The organism is Phormidium tenue FACHB-1050, from assembly GCF_014696925.1.
Lineage (GTDB): Bacteria > Cyanobacteriota > Cyanobacteriia > Pseudanabaenales > Pseudanabaenaceae > Pseudanabaena.
On record NZ_JACJQY010000006.1, the window covers coordinates 1 to 25,167 of the forward strand.

At 43.0% G+C, this 25,167-nt stretch carries 26 protein-coding genes; 7 read left to right on the forward strand and 19 right to left on the reverse strand.

Features of this window, described 5'->3' with window-relative positions; all coding sequences use genetic code 11:
* Positions 1-582 precede the first annotated feature (582 nt).
* From H6G05_RS05550 to H6G05_RS05560, 3 genes are read left to right on the forward strand one after another with little or no spacing between them, the layout of a single operon-like run.
* Positions 583-1,176 (forward strand): hypothetical protein, encoded by a 594-nt coding sequence (locus tag H6G05_RS05550; protein ID WP_190577044.1) that lies wholly within the window; start codon positions 583-585, stop codon positions 1,174-1,176.
* 11 nt (positions 1,177-1,187) lie between these two features.
* Entirely contained in the window at positions 1,188-1,907 is a 720-nt protein-coding gene (locus H6G05_RS05555; protein ID WP_190577046.1) for a P-loop NTPase family protein, read from the forward strand.
* A 1-nt stretch (position 1,908) separates the two neighbouring features.
* Entirely contained in the window at positions 1,909-2,595 is a 687-nt protein-coding gene (locus tag H6G05_RS05560) for a DUF6753 family protein (protein WP_190577048.1), read from the forward strand.
* Between the two features lie 337 nt (positions 2,596-2,932).
* Here H6G05_RS05560 and H6G05_RS05565 read toward each other — a convergent pair whose 3' ends face one another.
* The gene (locus H6G05_RS05565) at positions 2,933-4,069 is read right to left on the reverse strand and encodes a helix-turn-helix domain-containing protein (protein WP_190577050.1); all 1,137 of its coding nucleotides are present in this window, start codon (positions 4,067-4,069) and stop codon (positions 2,933-2,935) included.
* A gap of 215 nt (positions 4,070-4,284) precedes the next feature.
* Between H6G05_RS05565 and H6G05_RS05570 the strand changes: the two genes are divergently transcribed.
* The 3 genes from H6G05_RS05570 (at position 4,285) to H6G05_RS05580 (ending at position 9,496) form a co-directional block, all read left to right on the forward strand.
* Positions 4,285-5,529 (forward strand): LysM peptidoglycan-binding domain-containing M23 family metallopeptidase, encoded by a 1,245-nt coding sequence (locus H6G05_RS05570; protein ID WP_190577052.1) that lies wholly within the window; start codon positions 4,285-4,287, stop codon positions 5,527-5,529.
* A gap of 48 nt (positions 5,530-5,577) precedes the next feature.
* Complete coding sequence (locus H6G05_RS05575; protein ID WP_190577054.1) at positions 5,578-8,718, forward strand: plasmid replication protein, CyRepA1 family; 3,141 nt, start codon at positions 5,578-5,580, stop codon at positions 8,716-8,718.
* A 121-nt stretch (positions 8,719-8,839) separates the two neighbouring features.
* On the forward strand, positions 8,840-9,496 hold the full coding sequence (locus tag H6G05_RS05580; RefSeq protein ID WP_190577056.1) for a hypothetical protein: 657 nt from the start codon (positions 8,840-8,842) through the stop codon (positions 9,494-9,496).
* A 72-nt stretch (positions 9,497-9,568) separates the two neighbouring features.
* Here H6G05_RS05580 and H6G05_RS05585 read toward each other — a convergent pair whose 3' ends face one another.
* The 10 genes from H6G05_RS05585 to H6G05_RS05630 form a co-directional block, all read right to left on the reverse strand.
* Positions 9,569-10,408, reverse strand: a complete 840-nt coding sequence (locus H6G05_RS05585) for a ThiF family adenylyltransferase (RefSeq protein WP_190577058.1) — start codon at positions 10,406-10,408, stop codon at positions 9,569-9,571.
* Positions 10,408-11,154, reverse strand: a complete 747-nt coding sequence (locus H6G05_RS05590; protein WP_190577060.1) for a Mov34/MPN/PAD-1 family protein — start codon at positions 11,152-11,154, stop codon at positions 10,408-10,410. Before H6G05_RS05590 ends, H6G05_RS05585 begins: the two co-directional genes overlap by 1 nt.
* Entirely contained in the window at positions 11,106-11,813 is a 708-nt protein-coding gene (locus tag H6G05_RS05595; RefSeq protein WP_190577062.1) for a hypothetical protein, read from the reverse strand. The genes H6G05_RS05590 and H6G05_RS05595 overlap by 49 nt, the downstream gene beginning before the upstream one ends.
* Before the next feature lie 10 nt (positions 11,814-11,823).
* Entirely contained in the window at positions 11,824-12,576 is a 753-nt protein-coding gene (locus H6G05_RS05600; protein WP_190577064.1) for a hypothetical protein, read from the reverse strand.
* A gap of 1 nt (position 12,577) precedes the next feature.
* Complete coding sequence (locus tag H6G05_RS05605; protein WP_094535766.1) at positions 12,578-12,829, reverse strand: hypothetical protein; 252 nt, start codon at positions 12,827-12,829, stop codon at positions 12,578-12,580.
* Positions 12,826-13,038: a hypothetical protein gene (locus H6G05_RS05610; RefSeq protein WP_094535767.1), complete on the reverse strand. Its 213-nt coding sequence runs from the start codon at positions 13,036-13,038 to the stop codon at positions 12,826-12,828. The genes H6G05_RS05605 and H6G05_RS05610 overlap by 4 nt, the downstream gene beginning before the upstream one ends.
* Entirely contained in the window at positions 13,035-13,355 is a 321-nt protein-coding gene (locus H6G05_RS05615) for a hypothetical protein (protein WP_190577066.1), read from the reverse strand. Before H6G05_RS05615 ends, H6G05_RS05610 begins: the two co-directional genes overlap by 4 nt.
* A gap of 129 nt (positions 13,356-13,484) precedes the next feature.
* Positions 13,485-13,922 (reverse strand): hypothetical protein, encoded by a 438-nt coding sequence (locus H6G05_RS05620; RefSeq protein ID WP_190577068.1) that lies wholly within the window; start codon positions 13,920-13,922, stop codon positions 13,485-13,487.
* 110 nt (positions 13,923-14,032) lie between these two features.
* The gene (locus H6G05_RS05625; RefSeq protein WP_190577070.1) at positions 14,033-14,500 is read right to left on the reverse strand and encodes a single-stranded DNA-binding protein; all 468 of its coding nucleotides are present in this window, start codon (positions 14,498-14,500) and stop codon (positions 14,033-14,035) included.
* 255 nt (positions 14,501-14,755) lie between these two features.
* Positions 14,756-15,112, reverse strand: a complete 357-nt coding sequence (locus H6G05_RS05630) for a hypothetical protein (protein WP_190577073.1) — start codon at positions 15,110-15,112, stop codon at positions 14,756-14,758.
* 159 nt (positions 15,113-15,271) lie between these two features.
* On the opposite strand from H6G05_RS05630, the gene H6G05_RS05635 reads away from it, so the two are divergent.
* Entirely contained in the window at positions 15,272-18,208 is a 2,937-nt protein-coding gene (locus H6G05_RS05635; protein ID WP_190577075.1) for an NACHT domain-containing protein, read from the forward strand.
* Positions 18,209-18,521: 313 nt separating this feature from the next.
* On the opposite strand, the gene H6G05_RS05640 is transcribed toward H6G05_RS05635, so the two are convergent.
* The 8 genes from H6G05_RS05640 to H6G05_RS05675 all read right to left on the reverse strand — a co-directional run bounded on the left by H6G05_RS05640 (position 18,522) and on the right by H6G05_RS05675 (position 25,122).
* Positions 18,522-19,694 carry an AAA family ATPase gene (locus tag H6G05_RS05640; protein ID WP_190577077.1) on the reverse strand — a complete coding sequence of 391 codons (1,173 nt, stop codon included), beginning with the start codon at positions 19,692-19,694 and terminating at the stop codon, positions 18,522-18,524.
* Between the two features lie 126 nt (positions 19,695-19,820).
* Positions 19,821-21,278, reverse strand: coding sequence for a vWA domain-containing protein (locus H6G05_RS05645; protein ID WP_190577079.1), 1,458 nt, complete (start codon positions 21,276-21,278; stop codon positions 19,821-19,823).
* A 63-nt stretch (positions 21,279-21,341) separates the two neighbouring features.
* Positions 21,342-22,559, reverse strand: a complete 1,218-nt coding sequence (locus H6G05_RS05650; RefSeq protein WP_190577081.1) for an AAA family ATPase — start codon at positions 22,557-22,559, stop codon at positions 21,342-21,344.
* Positions 22,560-22,627: 68 nt separating this feature from the next.
* A complete protein-coding gene (locus H6G05_RS05655; RefSeq protein WP_190577083.1) occupies positions 22,628-23,665 on the reverse strand; it encodes a DUF6744 family protein in 1,038 nt (345 codons plus the stop codon).
* A 127-nt stretch (positions 23,666-23,792) separates the two neighbouring features.
* Positions 23,793-24,053 (reverse strand): hypothetical protein, encoded by a 261-nt coding sequence (locus H6G05_RS05660; protein ID WP_190577085.1) that lies wholly within the window; start codon positions 24,051-24,053, stop codon positions 23,793-23,795.
* Positions 24,037-24,351 (reverse strand): hypothetical protein, encoded by a 315-nt coding sequence (locus H6G05_RS05665; RefSeq protein ID WP_190577087.1) that lies wholly within the window; start codon positions 24,349-24,351, stop codon positions 24,037-24,039. The genes H6G05_RS05660 and H6G05_RS05665 overlap by 17 nt, the downstream gene beginning before the upstream one ends.
* Before the next feature lie 59 nt (positions 24,352-24,410).
* Positions 24,411-24,578, reverse strand: a complete 168-nt coding sequence (locus tag H6G05_RS05670; RefSeq protein ID WP_190577088.1) for a hypothetical protein — start codon at positions 24,576-24,578, stop codon at positions 24,411-24,413.
* 73 nt (positions 24,579-24,651) lie between these two features.
* The gene (locus tag H6G05_RS05675; RefSeq protein ID WP_190577090.1) at positions 24,652-25,122 is read right to left on the reverse strand and encodes a hypothetical protein; all 471 of its coding nucleotides are present in this window, start codon (positions 25,120-25,122) and stop codon (positions 24,652-24,654) included.
* Positions 25,123-25,167 lie beyond the last annotated feature (45 nt).

Consider the following 25,167-nt stretch of genomic DNA (forward strand, 5'->3'; position numbering starts at 1 on the left):
TTCCAAAGGGGGTACTCCCCTTTGGCAAGCGTAATGTTGCCGTCGAACAAAAATCAAGCGATAGCGCGATTTCTTGTCCGACGAGCAACATAGCTTGCGAGCTGTTTTAGACATACCTCAAAGCACGGAAAATCGTTGCAGATCCGCATCGATCCGCACGATTTTGGGACAACATTGGGACGATTTTGGAACAATAAAAGGTACGGTTATGGGAAACAAATTACACATGATTGTCACTCAACTGGTATAGATTTGCAACTCAAAATATAATACTTAAGACATATAAATCACTTTCTAAGTATAAAAAGTATCCAAGATAAGAATTGACTTGATACTATTTTGGTAAGCGGAATTCTTAGATTTCAGACATTGATAGGAATCACGCGGTTGTTAACAAATTGTAAAAATCTCATCAAGCAAAGCAAACTAATATTCTTTCGCAATGGTTATGATTGAAAAAAGCAATAAACTGGGAGGTGATCGAACCAGTATAAAAATTAATCTGGGTCAAAGATTTCTATGTTAGGGAAGTTTTTGGCAACAGTTTAGGGAAATAAGTCCACCCAAACAGCATTTAAATCAATGATTGAAGTTCCCTCCCGCTCATCGTTAGCGGACTTAGATACGGATAAATTGGTAGCTTTATCAGAGCGATGGGTCAATGAACCCCAGAAGAAAACCAACCCCAAAACCAAACTCGATATCATCCGAACCTTGGAAAGTGGGATTAGATCTTTAATCGCTTTGGGATATACCTTTGAAGAAGTCAGCAACAAACTGACAAACGAACTACACATTGCTATCTCTGGTGAGACAGTACGAAAGTATTTACAGAAGATCGATGTGGAAAATAAAAAGGCGGCAGCAAAAGCCAAACGTGATGCGACTAAAGCCGCAAAAGCCTTGGGTGCTCCTGCGCTGTCAATTTTGCCGTCAGAACCCGCAAAGTTTTCGGATGATTATCCTAGTTCACCGCCTATTAATCAGAATGTTATCGGCTTGACCAAAGACATTCAACCTACAACTACCAGAATAAATTCAGACTTAAAACAGACTAATCAGGCTGAGTCTAGCAAGCCCAAAAGTATCGTCCCCAAGTCTGTCCCTGTAGACGATGACGACGATGATGACTACTTAGCACAACAGAAAATCTTGAAACACTACAATCGTTACTAGGAGGTAACCTTATGGCAATTATTAACCTGATCGATGGTGAAAAAGGTGGGGTGGGCAAAAGTTGGGTTGCTCGTACCATGCTCCAATACCTTAAGGATCGTGCCATCCCGTTAGCTGGCATTGAAGCGGATCGTAGCAATCCCACTGTCCTCAACATTTACAAGGACAGCAAGGCGGCTTTTTTCTCCGAAAATGAAAAAATGGCAGATGTCCCTGATTCTATTTTTGACTATGCGCTCAAGAAAACTGTCGTGGTCAATTTACCCGCTCAAGCTCATCGCGCGGTATCGCAATGGATTAACACCAAAGGTTTACTAGACTTGGGCAAAGAGCATGGCGTGTCTTTCATCAAGTGGTTCGTCAGTGATGGTGAAAGTGACTCAATCGAGCTATTCATTGAGTCTCTGGAACATTACCAAGGCTACATCACCCATGTGTTTATCAAAAACTGGGGTCGCTGTGATGAATGGGGCTATTTCCATGAGCATGAAGCAATCCAGAAGGCGATCGCCGAATATGGTGTAGCCGTGATTGATTTTCCAAAATTGGGAGATGGTAGGCGCATTGAAATCAATGCTAAACGCCTAACTTTTGATGAGGCTTCTAACTACTCCGAATTTGGCATCATTGGCAGGAATCAAATCAAAACCTTCCTCAGAGATGCTTACAAAGCCTTTGAGTCCACCAATCTCTTGCCTCAAAACGTCCAGAAAAAAGAAGCAAAATCCTAGTATGAATAGCGATCCTCAACCCAAAACCTATCTAGATATTGCCATCCATGACTACGATCCGACTGTCAAAGCCAAAATTTACGAGATTGTGGCTAAGTCTGGCATTCCCCAGAACGATCCTTACATTGCGATTTTTCTGTCCAATGCTCAAGTGGCGGCTACGGTTGCTACTGCGCCCAACCTGCTCCAAAGTGCCTTAGCCAAAGGCTTTGATGTTGGTATCCAAAAGTTTCGCGACTTTCTAGCAACTCTGCGTGAGACTGCGGTTAAGGAGCAGGAGGTGGCAATTAGTCAGGCGATCGCGAATATCATCAAAAACAAACAGCATCAGGAATCCCAAGGTTATTGGCGGGCGATTAGCTTACCCTTCATTGGTTTCTGTGCGGGGATGTTGATGATTGGCTTAGCTGCGGGTCTGATTTCGGGATTGGCGATCGCCAAGGTTGTATCTCCTCAACCTAGTCTCAATCCCCAGACTACAAAGGATTTGGACTGGTTAGCTAGTGATGATGGCAAACTTGCCAAGAATCTCGTGGAATGGAATCGGGACATTTTGAAGACCTGTCTGCAAGACCAGCAAAACCTTAAGGATGCTTTGATTATTCTCAATGGTAAGTACGTTACTAAAGGTTTGTGCGCTCTCTGGGTTTTGCCTGAAAGCCAGAGAGTATATGAAGATCGGCGTTGATTTTGTTGCGCCGATCATTAATCGAAAAAACACTATATCCAATGAATTGGTTATAGTGTTTTTTTACCAACTAAAGAGCCTCTCTAAAAATAGCTTTATTCTCAATAATGCAAGGTTGAAACCCTTGATTTATCGTTACTATTGTCAATAATATAGAGATACCCTAAATGTTAGTGACCTCTCTGGGTATGGTGCTGAAACCCAGAGGGTATATGAAGATCAGCGTTGATTTTGGTTACGCATATCATTAATCGAAAAAAACACTATATTCAATAATCTGATTAATATGTTTTTGTAAACAAGTAACATTTACAGCAAAAGCTATTCATAATGCAGATTACTTAACCTTTGTATTTGAAATTAGCAGATCTAATGCTTTTCCAGTTGCTTCCATATTTTCGGCTGGGATGATGGCTTGCTGCTTATTTTTTTTGGGTTTCGGCTGCCTTGGTTTCATCTGGTTGCGATCGCTGTTCTCAATCCTGCCTCGCTTCCTGATTTCATATCCATGTCTAATTAACACGGCTCTAACCGTGGAATCGCTCAGTCCAAAGACTGCGCCCACTTCGTCTAGGCTCATTGGTTTGCTATATAGCTCCCAATATTTCTGGGCGATCGCTTGTTCTTCTTTGAAAGCGGCGGCTTTTGCTCTGCGTGCTACTTCGGAAATGTCGATTCCTGCTTGGACAATGACCCGTTCTATGGTTTTACCTGACAGGTCAAATAGCTTACCCACTTCCTCAAAGTCTAACCCGCCTTCATTTATCAGTTGCCAATATTCTTTGGCACGGTTGTAGTTCTTAAGGCGCTTGAGCTTTTGGTTATCTTCACGTCTCTGCCTGATTCGCATCAAGATCTGACGACGCTCTTTTTGTTTGGGTGTTAGTTTTGGTGTGGGTAAGCCTGCGATGCCTCCCAGCTTGTGTTTTAGCTTAAAGGTGGGACGATTTTTGGAGTCTACGCTTTGCCTAATTGGGTAGCCATTGCGCTTTAGTTCTCGCAGGATAATTGGATGGGATACTCCAAATAGTTCTGCGGTTTCTCTTAGGGTTAAGTGGTGATCGTTATAGGCTTTGTGATACTGGGCGGCGCGATTGGCTGAGGTGACTAAATCGATCCCTCGGCGGATGGGAATGCCATGCTTTTCTAGGACTTGGTTGAGGGTCTTAGCTGAGATATTGAGCTTCTGGACTACGGCTGTCCTTGTCACTCCTGTTTGGTATAGGGCGATCGCCTGTTCTTCTTTTGACATCCTTGTATGGCTCATGCGCGCATGTTTGGGTCTAAATTCACTAAACCCTGACGCGACCATCGCGTTATATACCGTCGAAACCGATACCTGATAGTGTTTTGCTATGTCTCGAATTGGGTAGTTTGATTCTTTGTACAGCCTAATATACTCAGATACATCGGGCATAACTCTAGGAGTCTTCACCTTTGGACTTTTCTTCTTGTCTGCTTTTTGCTTTTTCATTGACTAGCCCTCAATATTCAAGTGCGTTTTGTGATGTTTGACGATATCTATATGTCGAAAATATATATAAAAGGGTAGAATTTGGTAAAAGTATTCCCAAAAATAATTTTTTCTACTATGCTTTACTAAATTAATTTTGTCAGAAATAACAATAGATGCAAATTTAGACAGGATCTATCGGCGCTATTATGATCTCACATTTTATAAAAACATTTGTGCAAAACACAACATTTTTAGACTGTGTTTTTAGATCTGTAGGAATTACTGGAATTCTTACTGGATATGGTTTTGGTGCATTATCTCCTGTAAAAGCTGAGACAATTTCCAATCTGTTAGCAACATCGGATATTAGTCTGAAAGTCTCTCCAAATGTTGGTGCTAAATTACACCAAGTCCAAACAGGAGATACTCTGTATAGCCTAACTCAGATGTATCAGGTTGATGCGGCGGCGATCGCTACTTCTAATGGTCTCAGTGCTGGGACTGCGTTGACGATAGGCACTCAACTTGTCATTCCTCCTGTTGATAGCATTATCTACAAAGTCCATCCTAACGACACTCTCAGTCAGGTGGCAAGCTTATATCAAGTACCACAGGATGAGATCGCCAAGGCTTCAGGGCTGCTGACTCCAGATGATCTCAGCATTGAGCAACCTCTGGTCATCCCTGGAGATGTCAAAAGTCTACTCACGCACCGAGAAGAAAAAACCATACAGGATCTCACTCTCAAGCGAGATCTCCTCCGTCAAAGGCTTCAACAGATTGATAGCTCTCTTCCTGCTCTAAACAGCGCAAATACTGTGCCACCAATCCTGACTGCTAAAAGTTGGTCATCGAGATTTCATTTTCAAGCAGATAATATCCCTGCCGAGCTAGCGATACTCCCTCAATCAGAGGCTCGTATGACTACAGTAGAACTGTTTCAATTGACTAGAGATGTGGAAAACCTTGATAGTTGGCTCAATCGTCATAAACAGGTAGCTGCCTCGAGCAAGTTTCAGGAAGCACCAGTCAATCCACCAGCTAGAGCTTCTTTAAGCATACCTACTCCTCCTGACAATTCATCTTCTCCTGATAATTCACCGATGATGATTTGGCCCACTGAAGGAACGATTTCTTCTGGTTTCGGCTGGCGTTGGGGTAGAGTCCATAAAGGTATTGATATTGCCGCGCCTGTTGGTACTCCTGTCTGGGCAGTTGCCTCTGGTGTGGTTGAGTTTGCGGGTTGGGATGATAGTGGCTATGGCAATATGATCGATATCCGTCATCACGACGGTTTCCTTACTCGTTATGCTCATCTCAGCGATATCTATGCTCAACAAGGATCTGTAGTCAATCAGTCCCAAGTGATTGGTGCTGTCGGTACTACAGGTAACAGTACGGGTCCTCATCTACATTTTGAAATTATCCCCCTATCGGGTGTTGCGGTCGATCCGATTTCTTATCTCGCAAAACGTTAAACTGAGCATTTTTTAACAAAACTATAGTTATTTTACTTAATATTAAAGATGAAATCAACAACTTTAGATCTACATTCTTTCTCTGATTTAGTTTACCGTGAATGGATTGATGGCAGTGCGATCTCGCCCGAACTTTTTACTGCTAATGTAGAAATTATAGCAGATGAAATTATTGAAAGTGGTGGTGAAGTCAACTACCCCATTCATGAGGCTCTGAATTGGAATCCTGCTAAGTGGCGTACTGTCTGGCAATCTGGGAAACAACAACGTCCCGAGCTATTTGGAGCGCTCATTCATTCTTGGAATCCCATTCTCGGCAAGTCTGAAGTATTCCAAGTCAAGCTTAGCAATCCTCTGATCGATCAGAAAAAGGGTAAACCCCGTAAGTATGAGAATCCTGCTAAACGCGGTCAGGTCGGTGGGTTTGCTTTAGTTCCTAATTCAATTTGGCAAAAGGTCGCCGATCGCTATGGTCTGGAGGTTGATTTCTCGGCTTTACCTGATTCTGTTAATTTTTGGTCTTGGGTAGCTGCCCATCCTGAAATTCCTATTTTCATCTGTGAGGGTATGAAAAAGGCTTGCTGCTTATTATCTCAGGGTTATGTGGCGATCGCTTTAAGTGGGATTACGATGGGGCGGATACAGGGGGCAGATGGCAAGTTGGCTCTGCAACCCTATCTAGCTAAGTTTGCTATTCCTAAGCGTCAGGTCTGTTTCTGCTTTGATGCTGAAACTAAGGAAAAAACTAAGCATGATGTTTTTCTTGCTACGGTCAAGACGGGCAAGCTATTTGCAGATGCTGATTGTCTCGTTAAGGTACTTGAGCTGCCTTTGCTAGAAGGTACTGATAAAACTGGGGTTGATGATTTCATTGTTGAGCGCGGTATTGATGCTTTTCATCAGGTTTACTTAGCTGCTATCTCCCTCAATACCTACACTTGGGAACATCAACAAGATTGCCAACTTACATTCAAGCCGTTTAAGAGTTTATCTATGAACGTGATGTTTCAATTGGATCGATATGAAATCCCCGATTACATTCCTAAAACTGGGATTGTGGCGCTGCAATCGGCTAAAGGGACTGGCAAGACTAAGGCAATTGCAGCGATCGTTGCGGGCACAGATAAGTTGGCTTTGCTCGGTCATCGTGTCAGTTTGGTTCGCAATCTATGTAAGGTAATGAATGCAGATTTCAAAGGCGATCTCGATATGGCTGATGGACAGTTTATTACGGATTCTGCTTATTCTGCTCGTGTTGGAGCCTGCGTCGATAGCTTACTTGCTTTCGATCCCCGTCAATTTGTTGATTGCGATCTCGTCATTGATGAGGTAGAGCAAGTACTCAGACATTTGATTTCAGGTTCAACCTGTAATAAGGATGGCAAACGCTCGGCTCTGCTTGCTCGTTTACATATTTTGGTAAAAGTCGCCAGACGGGTAATTGTTGCCGATGCCGATCTCTCCGATATTAGCTTGAACTATCTCCAAGCTTTGCGTGGTGATGGTTCTGATGTCTTTTTGATTAAGAATGAGTACCAAACTGAAGGCTATCCTGCAAGGTTCATTGTTGCAAATAACGATGTGCCGATTATTCAGGAGTTGCTGGCGGATGTCACTAAGGGTCATCGTGTTTTTGTGGCTACAGATAGCAAGTCTAGTAGTAAGGCGATCGCTAAGCTGGTTGAGAAAATTAGGGCGATTCGTCCCAAGATAAGAGTTTTGCTTTTCAATTCTGATACCAGTGGCGGTCGCCATGAAACGGATTTTATGAGCAATATTAATAAGCGGGTGTTCAACTACGATGTGATTATTGCCACGCCTTCGATGAGTACGGGTGTTTCCATTGAGGTCAAGCGCTTTCATAAGGTCTATGGGTTGTTCTATGGTACGGTCACAGATGCGGATGCGAGTCAAGCTTTGTCGCGGGTTAGGGATAATGTTCCCCGCACTGTTTGGTGTGCCGAACGTGGGATTAATTTCTGCAAAATAGACCGTTCTTCTTCTCCGATTCATCTCAAAAATACGCTCAGGAATCGCTGGGATCGCGAGGTTAGTCTTATTCGTGCGGGCTTAGGGGATTCGTTACTACCTATCGTGGATCATGCTTCTCTAGACAATCCTCACATTGACCTTTGGGCAAGTGTTGAGGCGAGAACCAATGCGGCGATGTGGGCTTTGCGAGACTATTTGCTCGAACGCCTTGTGTTTGAGGGCAATCAGGTTACGGTCGTGATGATCGGTAATGATGATTCTGGCAAGTCGATCAAGGAGGCTCTAGCTCAGACGAGGCAAGAGCGTTACCAAGCTGTCTCTAGGGCAAAAATCCTATCTCCCTCTGAACAAAAAAAGTTAATCTCAAATGAGTCTCAGTCGTATCAAGATTTATTGGATCTAGAAAAAACTGCGATCGCCAAGTTTTATTGTCTCGATCAAGTTTCTCCTGAATTGGTGGAATACGATCGCGATGGGCAACGCCGATCGGAGATTCTTAAATTGGAAGCTTTGTTTCAATCGGATCTTGTCATTGAATCCGATGTTCGTGCGTTTACTCGTCAAGCGAAGTTTGGCATGGGTATTTTCCTGCCAGATCAGCCTTGTCATGAATTGGGGCGCTATATCAGATCGGGTTTAGGTTTGAAGGAGTTACTCAATCCTGATGTTCAATACACTGATGCAGATCTGGAGGATTTAGGTAGTCTTTGTCGGCAGTTTGCTACGGATATCAAAAGGTACTTGGGCTTCAATGTCCCCCAAGATGCTACCAATATTTGGATTTTTCGGATTCTCTGCAATCAGCTTGGTGTCAAAATCTGTTCTAAGCGCATTCATGGCGATCAGGGAATGATTAATGTTTGTTGGCTTGATGCTGATGCTTGGCATCAGTTGCAGGCGATTCTCGAAAGACGCTCGGCATCTCGGCAACAGGTGGCGGTTACTCAACCCGTTTCTTGCGATCGCCCCCCCCTTATAACAAATGATTGTGAGGGGGCGATCGCAAGAAACGGCAAGTTTGCGATTTGGACTAGGCTGATTGCTACAGTCACTTATCTACGCCATTTACTCACATCGGATATTTCCCCTTATCACCCTCTGTACAAGCTCAAAAAACAGCTATCAGTCTTGTTTTTCAACTTCCAAGTCATATTCAATTCAAAATTATTCTTGACTTGCTCTCAGGTCATCCCGTAATTTCAGAATTATCGAGTAACCCAGATGTTTTCACGGAAAGCTATCATATAAAAATCAGTCATTTTAGGGAGATATATCATCTCTAAGGTTTGAGGTGGGGCAATCCTTGTTTAGAAATTTTATGACGGAGTCCTATATGGGTACATTGACCGATATTTTCGTTGCTCAAAAAGAGCAACGATTTGATTTTCTGCGTGAAAACTTTCCGCGAATTTTTTATAAGTATTATCACGATCGGTTTGCCATTAAGCAAAGGCAACTCAAACCTTTTACTACTTTTCTTGACTCTCATCTTTCTAAACCTATCGATATCAATGTCACGGCTCGGTTTCTCAAGCAACATCGTGCTGATGCTCAAGCTTTCGTCGCTACGGCTATTAACGAAGTCGTTAAGTTTAACAATGTTCAACTTCTAGGTGGGGTTGCACCTCATTCAGCTAATCTTGTACGGGATTTATTCGCTGATGAGGATTCTTTAATCGTTAGTATCAGTCAGGATATTGTGATCGAAATTATTGATTTTCTCTGTTTAGATCCTCACTATCCCATCCTTTGTGATATTTGCTTCCCCTGCACTAGTCAAGTGATTGTGGCGGCTCGTAAAAAACGAATTCCTGTATCAGTAAGAGTTATCAGACCTCCTCTAAGTTTCAAATCCAACCGCCATCGTATCATTGCTTGCGAGAACTGGGATGTAATTGTGCAATATGCTAGTGCTGATGTTGTTCTGAAGCTATGCAGTATTCCTTGGTTAGATGAAATTCCTTGTTTCGACTAGATTGGCTCGATCAGGAAAGAGATAAGCAGTCCGCGCTGCTCTTTTTTATCGGATTAGCTCGGACTGCTTGTTTTATTGTTGAGGCTTAGCTTTCATGTATTGTTTTGGCTTGCCAATCAATGCTGCTACTTCCTCAGGGGTGTTGAATCTAGACCATGCATTGCCATGTTTGCAATTTACATAGGTAGCAAAACGGGTCAGGGTTCCGCTTAGTAAGCGTAGGAGCATGTCCAATGCTTCATCGGCTATGCGGTGATTGATCGACATCGACTGAGCATTGGCGATCGCTGATTCTTCACAGGATAGTACTTGCTGCATTGACTCTTGCTTCACCAGTAAATCTGGATGTTGTAGGACTGGTGATGGCAGAGCCGTACAAAATGTGGGGACATGAAAGGCTCCTTTCATACTTTCCACTGTATCTTTAGAGCCGAGGAGTACTTGCCCAGATTCGTAGTGATTGCCACAGTCTAACCAGAATGTTGTTTTTCCATTTTCTAAAACTTTGGCTATTTCTGCTCTGGCTTCGGGATTGTCCACGGCTCCAATACAAATTGTCAGGTGTTTCCATCGCGATGTTGCCATGTCTGCTCTAAAGGATGAGGTAATAGCACTAATTTCGATGCCCCATTGCAGTCCATATCTGGCGGCGAGAACAGATGCTTTGGGTAAGCTGAGGTCACTGGGAATAAAGTTTTGGCGCGGAATATTGGTTGCTTCTACTAGATCTGGATCGATGAAAGTAACTGATACCTTTTTCCCGACCTGTTTTTGTAAATAGGCGATGCGTGGCAAGTTCACGGCTAACCATCCGCCTGTGCCGCCACAGCCGATGAGAATTAGGTCTAGTTCTTCATAGGCTGGTAGCAGAATTGGAACGGCTTCGGTAAAGGGTAATGATAGGTTTGACATTACCAATCCTCCACTAAGCAATCTGTTAGTTGTGCTGGTAACTCTAAGATTCCTGTGGTTGGGGTTTCGTAGAAATGTCCGTACATCCCTACTCGCATCCTAATCTGTGGGTTGGAGAAGATTTCGCCTAGTACTCCATAGATCCGAAATCCTGTCTCATCTCGATTATCTGTGTCTGAGAAATAGGCTCTCATGCCATGATGGGAATGGATTTCGATGATGGCTTTGCTGTAACTGCTGTTCGCACTATTGTCCAAGGGCTTGCAGGATGTGGCTGTTTGTTCTTGATCTGGAATTGCGAGCTGCCAATTTCCATTTTCAAAATATAGGTGAAATACGATCTCTACGGGGTGATTGTTGGCATCGCAAGCAATGCGTGAGGCTTCGAGCATTTGCTCTACCAGAAATAGGGGAACTGCTGGATAGGTCATCTGCACGGATGCGGATATTGCTCTTAGTCCTTTAGCTTTGTAATAAGATACTGGCGCGATCGCTTCTAATCCTTGTCTCTTGGCTCTCACAAATGTGCCGTTGCTGCCATAGACATACTCATACATTGAGGTTGCGGCGATTTCGGGTAGGCTTTGACTGGTGGCGATGATGTGCTGAATTAATGGGGGATTGTTGTAGGCGATCGTTGTCGGTGGTGATGCGGGATTTATTGTGGCTACGTGCTTTTGGACATGTTCTAGTAATTTCATCGGTTGATTACCATATTGATTGCTACCTGCACAGAACTGCCACATTGGACGAGATCGTTGATGGGGTAGTGGTTGCTGTTCTGCAATTGGATCAGTTTTTCGCGGATGTCTTCTGGATGGGTAGTGGATTTGCCGTTCATGAGATGATTGTTGAACGGTGCTGTCACGAACATCTCCCATGCTTTCGCTAGTCGCTCGATCCCTTCTGTATAGTTGCTTAAGTTATTCTCAGTTCCCATACAGATCCTGCCATCTCCATAGATGTTTGGTAATGGCACATGGTAAATGGGTGCTTCGGCGGCAAAGGTTTTTCGCTTGGTTGCCCAGATATAGCAAGTGTCACCACATAGCATAAACACTATTCCCATCATGGGAATGGTTAGGGAGATTGGCTCTCCACTGCTATCTATGTTGGTGAAAGTGAATGTCGATTTTGCGGGTGGTATAAACTGTACATACCATTGTCCTTGACGGCAGATTCCCATGCGTTTTACTCCGTTGGGTATCCAGCCTGTGTCGATGCGTTCGTGCTGAAAGGCGGCTCTTACTGTGTCGGGGGATAGAAACTTATAGGTTTCTCGCTCTCCCTGTCGATATTGAAAGCAGTAATGTCCTCCTTTCAAAAACAGGAGTTTTGCCTCTGCTTCGATTAATGGATAACCATCGGGCTTTAGGGCATCTTGGAGTAGATCTAGGGTTAGCATTTATTCTTCCTCATGCCACAAGATAGTGGTTGTGTATTTCTGGATTCGTCTCTTTGCATCTGTTCCAAAGCCTGACCACCTTGATACAATTTGCCGAGTCTTTATCTAACCATTCGATAAATTCTCGATACTTTTGCATAATTGTTTGCGCTTCTGTATAAGCTTCTCTCAGCGTATCTATTACTTCTACTGTCCAATGAGCATCTACAATGTCATTTTCATAGGAGATGTCCAGCCATAGATTGCCTGTGGACTGGGTTAGCATATCTATGGCTGTAGGTAACAGGGCGATCATTCCTCTTACCTTTTGGGCTTCCTGACTTAATTTGGGGTAATTGATATAACTCGCGACAGGGGGCAAGTCCTGTTCCAGTTCTCCCTCAATGTCATTCCATGTATCACCATCTAATCCATGAATTAGGCTCATCAAGAATTTCTCGGTTGCACCTAATTCTTCAAAGTTATCGTAATACCATGAAGTGCCAAGTGGCTCTACGGGTATATAGGAGATACGTTCTGATTCTGCTAGCAATAATGGCAATGGGAAGAATTGCTCACCTAATAAGGTCAGAAATTCCAACTCTTTCTCACTATAGGTTTCAAGGCTAGTAACTTTAACACTAGCCTTGGATTGCTGATATTCATCAGGGTAGTAATACTGATACAGTTGCAGCATTGTCGCCCTTTGCTGGATTGCTTCGAGGTACTCCACGGCTTTATCGGCGGTGCGTGCTGCTAGCCACTCGAATTTAGTTTTGTCCATCTCAGAATCCTCGGATTGTCATCGGTGCGGCGATTGGGCTAGCTCTTTTCAGGTTGTCTAATGTCCTCTGGATAGACAGACTTTGTGTTTGCGATTGGGTGGTTACTTCGCTAAAGTCTTCTATCCCGATTGCGCTTAGCTCAATTAATTGAGACCCTTGCTGTTGGTACTGTTCAATCTCCCAAAGTATTTCTAGCAAGGGGTTGATTTCTTCGGGTACTTTCATCAAACTGGCGATCGCTGTCTCGCTCATACTGTGCCTTTTGTGCCTGCGAGTTTGCAGACATCCACGAGGACATCGCCGTTGGCTTGCACGGTTCTTTCAATTTTCGAGTTCTTGATTCCTTCAAAATATAGGCTGAGAGTTGCCCTAATTTGTTCATCACTACTCCCGATTTCAGGTGGTACGGGAATTGTCTGTCCTTCAATCTTGATGTTATAGTTCATTGCTGTTTCGCTCATAGTAAGGTCATCTGTTCTGGTTTTGAGGATACTAAAGATCTCTTGGTGATGGCGATCGGTTCTGGCTTTTCTTCTTCAACTGTTGCGATCGGCTCTTGACTTGCTAACTCGCTGGCAGCATAGGCTTGAACGATCTCTGCTAGTGGTAATGGAATTGGTATTAGTTCAGTTAGTCTTATAGTCCGAATCAATGGCATTCCCTGCTCTCGGCAAATGGAGATGATCACCATTCTCTCGGTTGTCGAGTCTGCTTCTGGCAATATTTCAATGCACAGCTTTAGTCTGTCTTTATCTAGATCGGTTACTGGATTGGGCATGGCTTTTTTGCTAATGGAATTATGGCTATCTTCGTTAGCACTGGCGCTAGCCGCTTTTAATAAGCATTAATTGAATTAAACTAACAGCAAAATCCTCATAGTTGAGGATTTTGCTGTTAGTTTACTCGATCAGGCGGCAAGTTTTCTGTACCTTGGCTTCGCGTTAGACTTGATGCCAACTGGAATTGGGATGCGGGCTGGGAATACTCGTAGATGTTCTTGTGCAAATACTCGAAACTTGGCGGTGTGATATCTACCGCTATTGCTTACAGTCAGGTACACTCGCTCGTCTAGAATTGCTTCAATTGTTGCTTCGGGCAATTCTGGGCGGGGATATAGTGGGAAGATATCCGCATGTTCTTGCAAGAATAATTCCACCATCTCAGCAAAGTGTTGTTTAGTCTGTTCCTTGTCAAAACTAGTAATCAATTTTGTCCCAAGCCATTGGACAAATACTTTCTGCTCAATGCTGATCGAATATTTCTTGGCTTGAGCTACCCATTCATTTCCTTGATTGGTGGTTCGATTTGATAGCAAGCATTGATAGCCTTTGTGAGTGTAAATCATTGTTACTTTCTCTTTTTCTTAGCTGGGCAAGAGCCTTGAGCGATAGCGACTAAAAAAAGCAGAGAGCAATATTGATAGATATCTATCAATATTGCTCTCTGCTTTTTCAACTAGAAGTCATCATCGTAAATGGGCGATTCTTCATACTCTTCGTCTTCGGCAGACTTTCTCACAACATCAATGAAGTTCAGAGATTGGGCATGAATTACTGTCCGCGCATGATGCTTCTTGTCTTTCTTGGACTTGTATTCTTCAGGCTGCGTCAGAACTCCCGTAACTTCGACAAAGCGTCCAGATTCTGCTCGCTCTTCGGCATATTCCGCAGTTCCATTCCAGCAAACTACTTTTACCCAAAGCGGTTCTTGGTCGATCCAATTACCATCTTTGTCGCGGCGAGGCTTAGGTTGTACGGCGAGGCTGAAGTCTAGTACATCTTTGCCGCTGGTTTTGGTTTGACGCAATTCAGATACATTACCGACATAACCAGAGAGGACTACGAGATTAGTTGAATTACACATGAGTTTTTCCTTCCATTTAGGAATCAGGTCATGGACTTCTACGCGATAGCGTATCTTCAAAAAATCTTGGTACTCAACAGGTAAAGATAGGCTGGACTAGCCATTTTTCTATCTTGAAAGCAATTTATCGAACAGTACATAGTAGTTTCTACCGAATTCAATCACCTTTTCGAGGTTCATTAAATGGGTAGGACTGCGGACTATTTGTGAAAGCTGTTCATTCTGTTATAGACGCAGGAGATGGTATTAGTCAGGTAATGGAGGATGAGGCAAAAATCTGAGTTAATCACATTTTAACAAAGCATTGACGAATACTTAGATTCTTACGCGGCGCTTGGTGGTAAAGTTCCAATATGTAGTAAGAATTTGATAGCTATTTAGGGTTTGAAAGCAGATGACTTGTAAGCCTCTAAGCGAATTGGTAAACTTAGCATAGGGGCTATGTTTGAGTAGGCGATCGCTAAGTGTATAAACCGTTGCACCATGATGATCAAAGCGCTTTTGACCATAGGCGATCGCTATTTGCATCATTTCGTTACTAATGGCGCGTTGCTGTTGTCGGCGTTGGAGGTGATTAAGGTCTTTTGCTTTGCAGATGGGGATGAAGTTAACTTTTGATGTTAGGCGATCATCATTGGCGGCGATTTGTTGGATTTGTTTGTGGGTGTTCATTGTTGTAATGAGGTGATTTGAACACTTGCAGATTAGCTAGAATATTTGGTTCATACCAGTGCAAAAAAGGTCAGTAGTTAGTGACCTTTTCTGACCTTTTAAAATCTTGTTGGGTTGCGTAAGCTTGGGCTTGTAACTGGTATGGTAATTAACAAGCTAATGACTAACACAAATCAGGCTATGGGCATCAAAGTATCTTCTGAGATTGTTCAACAGGTTATGCTACGGATGGCTGAATTGGAATGTCCCAACGATCCATATAAAACTGGATGGACATATGAGGATCTGGCTGGTGTTTCCAATCTAGGAGTTAAGACTGTTCAAAGGTTTTTAGGTGGTAAGCCAGTCAATCGCAATACGCTGATTAAACTTATGAAAGCTGTGGGTCTAAAGCCTGAAAATGAGATTGACAATCCTTCAACTGAGACAGAGAGTGATTTTATAGATTGGCTGTCGATTTGTGGGGATGTGTTGGATAAACAACGAGATGCTAAGGAATTGAGAAGACAGGCGACAGGACTGGGGGCAGAAAATAATGTTTATATGCCGCTTGATCTTATTGAAACTGTAGAAAAGAAGGATGATCAATCTGTTGAGGGCGATGACAAACAGGCTAATGGAAAAACAGAAAATATAATTTATCCTCATGCTCAGTTTTTGGAAGATCTTCTTAATTGGCAGCGTGAGAACAAACATATTGCGATCGCTGGGGAAGCAGGTGCTGGGAAAACAACTTTTTTGGTGACAATTGCTGAAAAATTAAAAGATAGCCAACATTTACCAATTTTTATTGGTTTGGCAGATTTACAGGGGCGATCGCTCAAAACTTACATCAATGATGTTTGGTTGCCCCACGCGCTGAATGAGCGAGAAGCCACTGAAGAACAAAAAGAGTCTCTATTTCAACAATTCCAAGCTGGAAAGATTTGGTTACTATTAGATGCTTTAGACGAAATGCAAGCCAAGTCATCGGCAGAGGCTTTAGATAGAATTAATCGAGAGATCAAGGAAGTTATCGGACAATCGCGAGTAGTGATGACTTGTCGATTGAATGTTTGGGAAGCTCATATCAATAGGTTGCCAAATTTCGACACGTTCAAAATGGGAGATCTATCGTCTGAGCAGGTGGACTCATTTATTAATCAATGGTTTAGCTTTGCTGAATGTCCAGAAAGTGCATCCATCTTACAGGAAAAGCTAAATGAACCTAATCGCGATCGCATTAGGTATATGGTCACGCATCCTTTACGGTTGGCTTTGTTATGTCAGGCTTTTTATCGCAATCCTAATAGAGATCTACCAGAGACTAAGGCAGGACTGTATGAGCTATTCGTTCGTTATTTTTATGAATGGAAGCCTAATAGTGTTGATGTGGATCTCAGAACTCAAGATTCTTTACGAGAAGATTTACATCAGGCTTTAGGTAAATTGTCGATCGCGGCTATTGATAGTGATGCAGGTTTTCGCCTATCGCGCAGTTTTGCAGTTAAGGCAATGGGCAGTAGCGATCTATTCAATCTTGCTTGTAATGTGGGCTGGCTAAGTTTGATTGATCGCCATGCTCTAATTGATCGCCATGCTCTAGATGAAGAAGTTTATTCTTTCTTTCATGCCACTTTTCAAGAATATTTTGCAGCTTTAGCGATCAACAAACACAGCTTTTTTCTCGAAAACAAACCTAATAATGTGATTTCTGGCTGTTATCAAATTTTTGAATCAAAATGGTTAGAGATTGCATTGTTTTGGATTGGAATAGATTCTAAAGAGAGTAAAGAGAAGGACAAGTTAATTGATGAATTGGCTGAATTTGAAGAAAACAATTACTGTTTTGTTCAGTTTGGAAAATATTTTTATGGCTATCAGTCTATAGCTTTAGCAGCAAGATTAATGGCAGAGTACATAGATTGTTCTGAGGAGAATATAAATAATGTCATGTGGCAATTGTGTCAGTATGCATTTGGATGCTTTGACAGTGAAACTCAAAATTGGATAAGATTCTTATACCCTATTCAAGAATATGCGAAACGAGCTTTAATATACTCCAATCATACAAGAGTCAAAGATGAGTTAGATTACATCAAGAAGCTATTATTAAAAGCTGTAGAAATAGAAGATTATGATGATATTCAATCGTTTCTTGAATATAATTTATCCTGTTGTGGCATAGTTCCATCTACTGGATGTATAAAATTTTCACTCGATAGTATCGATGAAGATGAAATAGTTGAAATTTTGGGATATGTAATTAATGAAATTGAGCAACTACTTGGTCAAATTGATTGCGTGGATGTTTACACAAGATATATATCTAACCCAACTGAGTCTAATCATCAAATAGATAAAGTTATCGAATCACTAATTAAAATTGATTTTGCGAATCCTAAAGAAATTATCATACTTATTGATTCAATTAGAGATGATGAGATTAGAGATAGCAGCCCATTTTATCAATGGTTTCACATCAATCCTTATTTGATAAATTACTGTATACCGAAAACAACTAAACCATCATTAGTTGAAGCAATAGTTGGCGAAGTTTCTAAATGGATTTGGAATCAAACCGAAGATAGATCTACTGAAGCTGATTGTCTTGCGTATCATTTTCTATGGCGATGCTCAGAATTGATGAATTATAAAGATTTTTACGAGTCATGGCATCGTGAAGCATTTACGGAGATATTTGATTTAAGTTATTTAGAAAATCAGTTTATAGACCGTGATGCAGTTCAAAAAGAGATTGATCGCACTACCAAACACCCTGAAATACGCTGTGTAGTCGTCGATGTCAGAGATATCGAACAAGAAAGCGATCTTAATATCATCGCCGAAGAAATCGCCATCAAAATCTTTGACTCGTTAGGGCGCGAGATTCCAGAAATTAACCGAGTCTCCAACCTAAAGCGCGAACTAATTAACCTCAGGCGCGTTCTTGGTGTCGAGAAATTTGCGATCGCCCTTTATGGCAAAAGTGCTAATGAGGCGATCAATCAACTCTGCCAAAGCCTAACAGAGTCAATCCCAATACGCCCATTCACAGGAGGACAAACCACCCAAGAACTCATCGCTAAAATCAATGCTTGGCTATCTGAAATGTAAGACAGGCGAAATAAACTGAATACATCAACAATTGCCCTACTTATTTAAGACAGAAGAACAATAAATAGACGATTTTGCATTAATCGTTAAATATCTCAGTGTTGTAAATCGCTTGATTTGCAGTATCTGATAATGGTTAGCTAAAATCCCCTGTACAGTGAGAGTGAGGATAAATAGCTAAGGATAAATAAAACTTTGTCTAGTCTATTTTTACAATGCCTAAACTCTTTCCTTTATAGCAATAAGCAACAAAACCAATGATTGTAAGGTAATCATCGGTTTTGTTGCTTATTGGGAGCTAAACTGGTTCTTGCTAGAATTCCAGTTGGTTAGCGATGTCTTTAGCGATCTCGGCGTATTGTCCTGGATGCCGCGATGTCGATATATCAATTAGGTTTTGGGCTAGTTCGGCGGGGTATCCTTTAAGACCTAGCCATTCTCGCATCAGTGCTTCGCACACTGCTTTGATTTGCTCAGCGGTCATATTTTCACTGTTGAATTTGGGTTTCAATCCGCTTTCATCGGCTCCATATAGGTCAATGCTGGTTTCAATCACTTTGCTGATATGTTGCTGGGTGATTGCCAATAATGCTTTGAAGGCGGCTTTGGCTGGGTTGTCGGGTTTGCTGTGATGGGTTTGGGTATTGGTAGTTGGCTTGGTTTCAATGACTGTAGCGATATGACCGTTGGTACTAGCCATCTGGGGGATATGACCGTTGCTGCTGACGACTGCGGCTAGTTCGGACTGTTTTTGTGGCTCCTGTACGACAGGATTTACAGGTACATTGATGATCGGGATAAAGGCATTTCTGTTAACTGGGGTTTCATCACTCAGCCATGTTTGAATCATTTCGGCAAATTTCTTGCCTGGTTTTGGGAAAATACCGTTACTAATTTCGGGACATCTACTCTTGGAGATTGTCAGGGTATTCTGGTCATCTAGTAAGCCACAGATGTCCATTTCAAATTCGCTGCCTTCCTTTTGGATAGGTGCTGTACCAATCTTGCGGACACCAGTAATTTTCTGCTTACCGCCAACTTCAGTCGTGCTGTAGTCGTACTCAATCTTTGACCGCATCGTGACAATGATGTGGCAACTCGAACTGATGATTTTGTCCCATAGTTGGCGTTCGATCGGGCGGATTCTTGCCCAGTTCCTCACGTCACTGCCCACTGCGTCTAGTTCGGCGTACCATGCGTGGGATAGGGAGTCGATGATTAGGTAATCAAATCCTGATTCTTCGGCGCTTTCAATGGCGTTGTAATATTGGCTGGGTCCAAATTTGGTTAGTTCAAGAACTTTAAAGTTGAACAGGTTGGCATATTTACGGCTTGAACCATATTCGGTGTCGATCAGTCCAATTTTCTTGCCCAATATTGATGCTAGTTGTAGGGCGGTGTAGGTTTTGCCGCAGCCTGGGGGACCGTACAGTGCCATGCGGAGTTTGATGTTTTCTTTGGTTGCTTGCTGAAATGAGTAGGTCATAGATATTTCTCCTTTTGAGTAAGTGGGTTTGGTAAATACTTGGAATTTTTCCTTGCGAGCCTCGCTAGAGGAAAAGCCAGAAAAGGCGGCGCGATGCGCCGCCTTTTCTGGCTACAAATGTTTTTTTTAGATGCTGTATAGACAGTCGGACACTTCACTGTCGTCTGTGAGATCTTCTATTTCCACATAGCGATCGCATAGTTTGCTGATCGTACTTTCATTGTTGTGGAGGTTTCCACTGGTAATCAAGATGCCGTAGCAACTAAATTCATACTTTTTCCTGTCTGCTTGCCATTGCTCCATAAAATTAGATGATGGAATGTCTAGTCCGTCGGTGATTAATACCACGTCTGCTTTTTTGGTTTGTTCGTGTTGTTGGATCGATGCTAATGCTCCCGTGAGGGCGGCTGTAAAACAAGTACTGCCGCCGTTGTAGAACTTTTCGATGCAGTCAATCACGCTATTGGTATCGGGGATTTCTCCCGAGAAGTCGTCGATCCGCTCCACTATGTCTGTAAAGTGTAAGATGCGACAATGGCGCTTTTGACTGACGGCGATACTCAATAGGGCGAGGGTGATCGCTTTGCTCCAGATTTCTGCTTGCCCTGCCATTGACCCACTTGAATCTAGACAAATGATGATTGGTCCTCTGGCTAGTGGTTCGCGGCTGATTAGTTCTCGTTGTAATAGCGATCGCTCGATATAGCCTTGGGCGAATATGGGAAATAGTGCGGGTTGGGTAAGCTTTACTAGTTCGCAGGGCAGTAGGCGCGTTAGGTCGTTGCCTGTGGTTACACCGATGATTTCGGTGCGTCCTTCTTTGACTTTGCTACGTTGCATTTTGGCGGCGATCGCGATTTTCTTGCCTGCGAGTTCAGCGATCGCTTGCAGTTTTGGCGATGCTTGAAGGCGCTGGGCGAGATGGATTTTATCGGCGATTTTGAGTTGGGTTTCTTGGCTGTAATCGCTACCTCCGCTAAAGGCTTCTATGCTTTCGGCGATCGCTTGCATTTCTGCTTCGGCTTTGGCTATGCCAATTAGCAGTGCGGTTTCGATTTCGGCATTGCTAATGGAATCAGCATAAGCTTCACTTGCTAGTCGCGCTTCTAGTCCTTTTTGTTTTAACTGTTGAATTTTTAGCATCAGCCCAGCATTGGGTGTTTGTCCTTGCAATGCTTCAAAAATACCCCGAAGCTGATTTCTGATTACTTCTGGGTCTTCTAGTGGTTCGGTTGGTTCGGGCAGCATTTCGACAATCGCGATACATAGGGCGGTTGTGCCAATACCTGCAAGAAATTCATCTCCATTCAGGCGGTTGCTAAATTGCTGAAATACTTCTAGTTCGCTCATCTGTTGATGGATGGCGATCCAGATTTTGTTTTCAGGTTTGATGGCGCTGTCTTCGAGTCGATTGGGTTGGCGATCGTACAGGCGATGATAGGTTTCGCTGACAAAGGTTTCAAAGTTGTAGACTTTGCTTTCGCCTTCTTCGATGACTTCACTTAGTCTTGATGATTTCTCTTTAAAGTCATTGACACATAACTCTGTCCATTTCGGGATCACATACACTAAGGGTTCTTGCATTTTGATTCTCTATTAAGTTGAGAAAGATGAGAGAGCAGGTAATCTGCTCTCTGTTGGTTGTTTCTATGCGCCGTACATGATTTCGCTGACTTTCGCTAGTAATGGTTTCTTCTTGGCTTCGATTTCGGCGATCGCTTGTTGTGCTTTCTTTGCCCTGTTTGGGTGCTGAGCAATCAAGTTTTGCAGTCTGTCGATCATGTTTCGCATATCGGACAATACTCCAGAGCCTTCAGTTGCCCAATCGTCTTGCTGTTTCTTGGTGCCATAAACTGGACAGTTGCCCAAGTCTGATAGCTTTTCGGTGATGGCGGCGAGGATTTCTTGGGCTTGGATATTCACGGGGTTGCCAACTTTGGCGACGATTTTTCTGATCAACGCTTGTTCTCTAGGATGATTCCAGATCACATGGTTAAGAATTTCAAAGCTGTCTTCGCTGACTTCGGGTTCTTCTTGTAAATAAGCATAGGCTTTGAGGATGGTGACAATCTGCACGTATTTTCTGGTACTGACGATGAAGTTCTCTTTCTTCAGTTCCCGTTGCAAATCGATTAGAGAGTCGATCACTGGGGCATGAAATGGTACGTTTTTCACAGCAGTTTGGATTTGCTCTAGTTCGGCTAGGTTCAACATGGTGGTGATCTGCGGTGCGGCAATGTTGCCTGTCTTGCGGAGTAGCAATGTTCTCAGGTCTTCATCGCCTAGATAATCGACCATGTATCGCAAGCTCAGCCGATCCCAGAATGCTCCATCTTCTTCTCCATCTAGGAGTTCGTTGGAGCAGCCAATCATGGTGATTAATGGTGACTGGAGTTTGGTTTTACCGTTTAGGAATTCCCGTTCGTTCATCAGTCCTAATGCGGAGTTGCGGACAATGCTATTGGCTTTGCCAATTTCGTCCATTAGGGCTAGGTGGGCTTCGGGTAACATGGCTTCAGTGTCGCGCACGAATTTGCCTTTTTGCAGTTCGGCGAGGTCAGGTGCTCCCAATACTTCTTCAGCAACAGTAGTTTTGGTCATCAGGTAATGAAAGAAGGTGGTTCCTGTGATTGCATCAGAGACTGCTTTCGCGAGTTCGGTTTTGCCTGTTCCTGGTTTGCCTCCTAAGAAAACATGCATTTTTGATAGCAGTCCTACCAAGATCAGGTCGATCGCTTCGCTGCGGTCTAGGTATACAGTTTTCAATTGCTCTCGCAGTTGCTGCAATTTCTCCGATGGAGAGTTATTAGTTACGGTCAATGCTGTGATATGTCCATTTGTCTGGGCGATTTCGGTTGTCATCATTGTTGAGTTCCTCTTAATCTTTGATATTGAATGGGGAGTAGCGCGTTGGCTACTCCCACGATCCTTCGCTAGAAGCCGAGGTCAAATAGGTTGTCTGGGCTTTCTTCTGTTGTTTCTGCTAGGTTGATTTCTTCTAGTTCAGAAATAATTTCTTCTGCTTGGTTGGGCTGCTCTTCTGAACTTTCAACTGCTGTGGTCGCGATTTCGTCCAGTACGTTCAGGCAACGTTGGCGCAGTTGGGCAAGTTTATCGGTCAGTGCATCGGAGCGAAATTGCAATAGCTCGGATAGCATTTTGGTTTTGTCTTCTACTTCCCGATATACTTTGAGTTGATTTTTCAGGGTGCTGCCTTTTGTCTCTGATACTTTTTGAGGATCTAGCAGTTCGTCTAGGTAACTGGACATCGATTGCACTTCTTTTTCTAAGGATTGCCTCGCGATGATGTCCATGTCGCCTATGCCTGCGATCGGCATCCAGCGGATGTTGTTTTCTTTGTGAATCAGGGGTAGTAGTTCGCGGAAGGCGGTTAGTTCTAATCGATAACTACGAGCAACAAAGTATGTTCCGCCTCGTTCTCGAAATGGCACTCCTGCTTTTTTGACAAACTCCGTTAGCATGGCACGGATTTCTTTGCTGGTGATTTCTTGGCTCCATCTGTACCATTTGTCGAAGGTAGTTCTGGCGATGTCAATCAGCGATTCATTTTCTTGGCTCCAATCTTCTCGATTCCAATTGGTGGTTTCGTTGCTTTTATCGAAGCTATAAGATGCGAGTTGGTAATAGCGCAGCTTTTTGTCTTTCTCGTTCTTGTTCTCTAGGACAAATCCATAGACTAGTACGCCGTTATTAGAGATTTGACGGATTAATAGATTGTGGTTGCTCAGCTGGGTCTGGGCTTTTGTTCTCGCATTTTTGAATGCACTTAGTTTGTTGGGGCTTTCGGGGAGGTAGCTGAAGTCGAGGTTAACTTGCTCGGCGGCTCGTTTCAACGTGGCTTCGCTTAGTCTGGTCTCGGCATTGATTGACCATGCGATTAGGTCGCCTAAGTATTCGGCTCCTTTGTCGATCAATGCTTGCTGGGTCGCGATCATCGCTGCTGTGTTCATGGCGTTTATCCTCTAATTTAGATTCTGATGAGCGATCGCCTTTTGCAGTTTGCTAGGCGATTGTTTGGTAGTAGTGAATTCGGTAGCGGTTGTTTTGGGGCTTGGGATGACTCTATTTGACCTTTGTTTACTTGATTCCCGTCCCTAGTTTTCTGGTTGGTTCGGTACTCACATGGGCTGCTTCTAGCAGTTTCTTGATCTCTTGTGTATAGGGAGAATCTTTAAACAGGTTTTCGTTGAGATCTACCGTTCCGTCACTGCGAATTGTCAATGATGGGTCAAATTTGGCGTGAGTTGGTCGATCGTGATGGCATTTGAATTCTGCTCGAATATCTCCTACAAATAGGTAAGAGCCTTCTTTGCTCCGAGAGCTAATAATCTTTTTCAATTCCCAATGATATTTGCTGCAAATCTTCAGCATGGTTTTGATTTGATGGATGTTGCCTTTGATGTTTTTCATTCAAGCTTTGCTCCTTGATAATTGGCTTCACATTTTTTGCTATTTCACAATCGCGTAATAGTATCTGCAAATGATTTTTAGCTATTTGTAGGTCGATAGAGGTCTTCTTCTTTCCGATATTCTTGTCGAGTTTGGATTGTAGAGAAGCGATTAGCTTTTTTGTTTTTTGGATTTCTGATTCAATCTTTGCGAGATTAAAAGATTCACCAAATTGATTTGTTGTCATATTTTTGAACCTCACAAATAGCAAATAGCTTTTGGCTAATCGCTAACAGCTATTTGCTTCTAAGCACTGATACTCTTCTGCTTCTTTCGCCAATATTTGCGCTGGCGACGGGTTTGGATATGGACGATTTTTGGATGCTTTTCTTCTACGTGATGCTGTTCTGGATGGATAGCGATCGCTAGTAGCAATATTCCGCACAGGATGCTTTTGTATCTTTTTGCAGTCATATTTGACTCCATAACAAATTAGCCTCCCGATCTACATCGGGAGGCTTTTGAAGGTTGAATATTGGAGTTGGGGTTAGTTGGGTTTGTCTACGGCAAACTCGGCTTGTAGTCTAGCTTTATTAGCTTCATAGGCTTGTTTCGCAGTCAAGAATGGATGAGCGATTACATAGGAACTAAATCCGCCATCGGTGCGGATAAAGCAGACTACTACCTGATTGTCTGGCTTATATTCCCTAATCTGTCTCTTCTCATCCTTTTGAAATGGGTTTGGCTGTCCTGATTCGGTGGCGATGCGATCTGCTGTAGCTTGGCTCAGGTAGCAACCATAGCTTTCGGAGTTCAGCCATTTTTGATAGGGACTGAGACCGATTTGCGATTCTTTCGATTTACTGACATCGATGACGATCGCTCCTCTGCCTTCGTTCTCATAGCCGTGCCATGCTACTGCTAGCAGTAGCTCTAGATTCACGCGAATAAATTCTACATGGCTCTGCCTTGATTCACTTCCAGTTGGTAAATCCGACAGATTGTATTTCAAGCTCATTGGTTCAATCCTTTTCCTCAAATTAATTTTCAATAAAACTCCTGC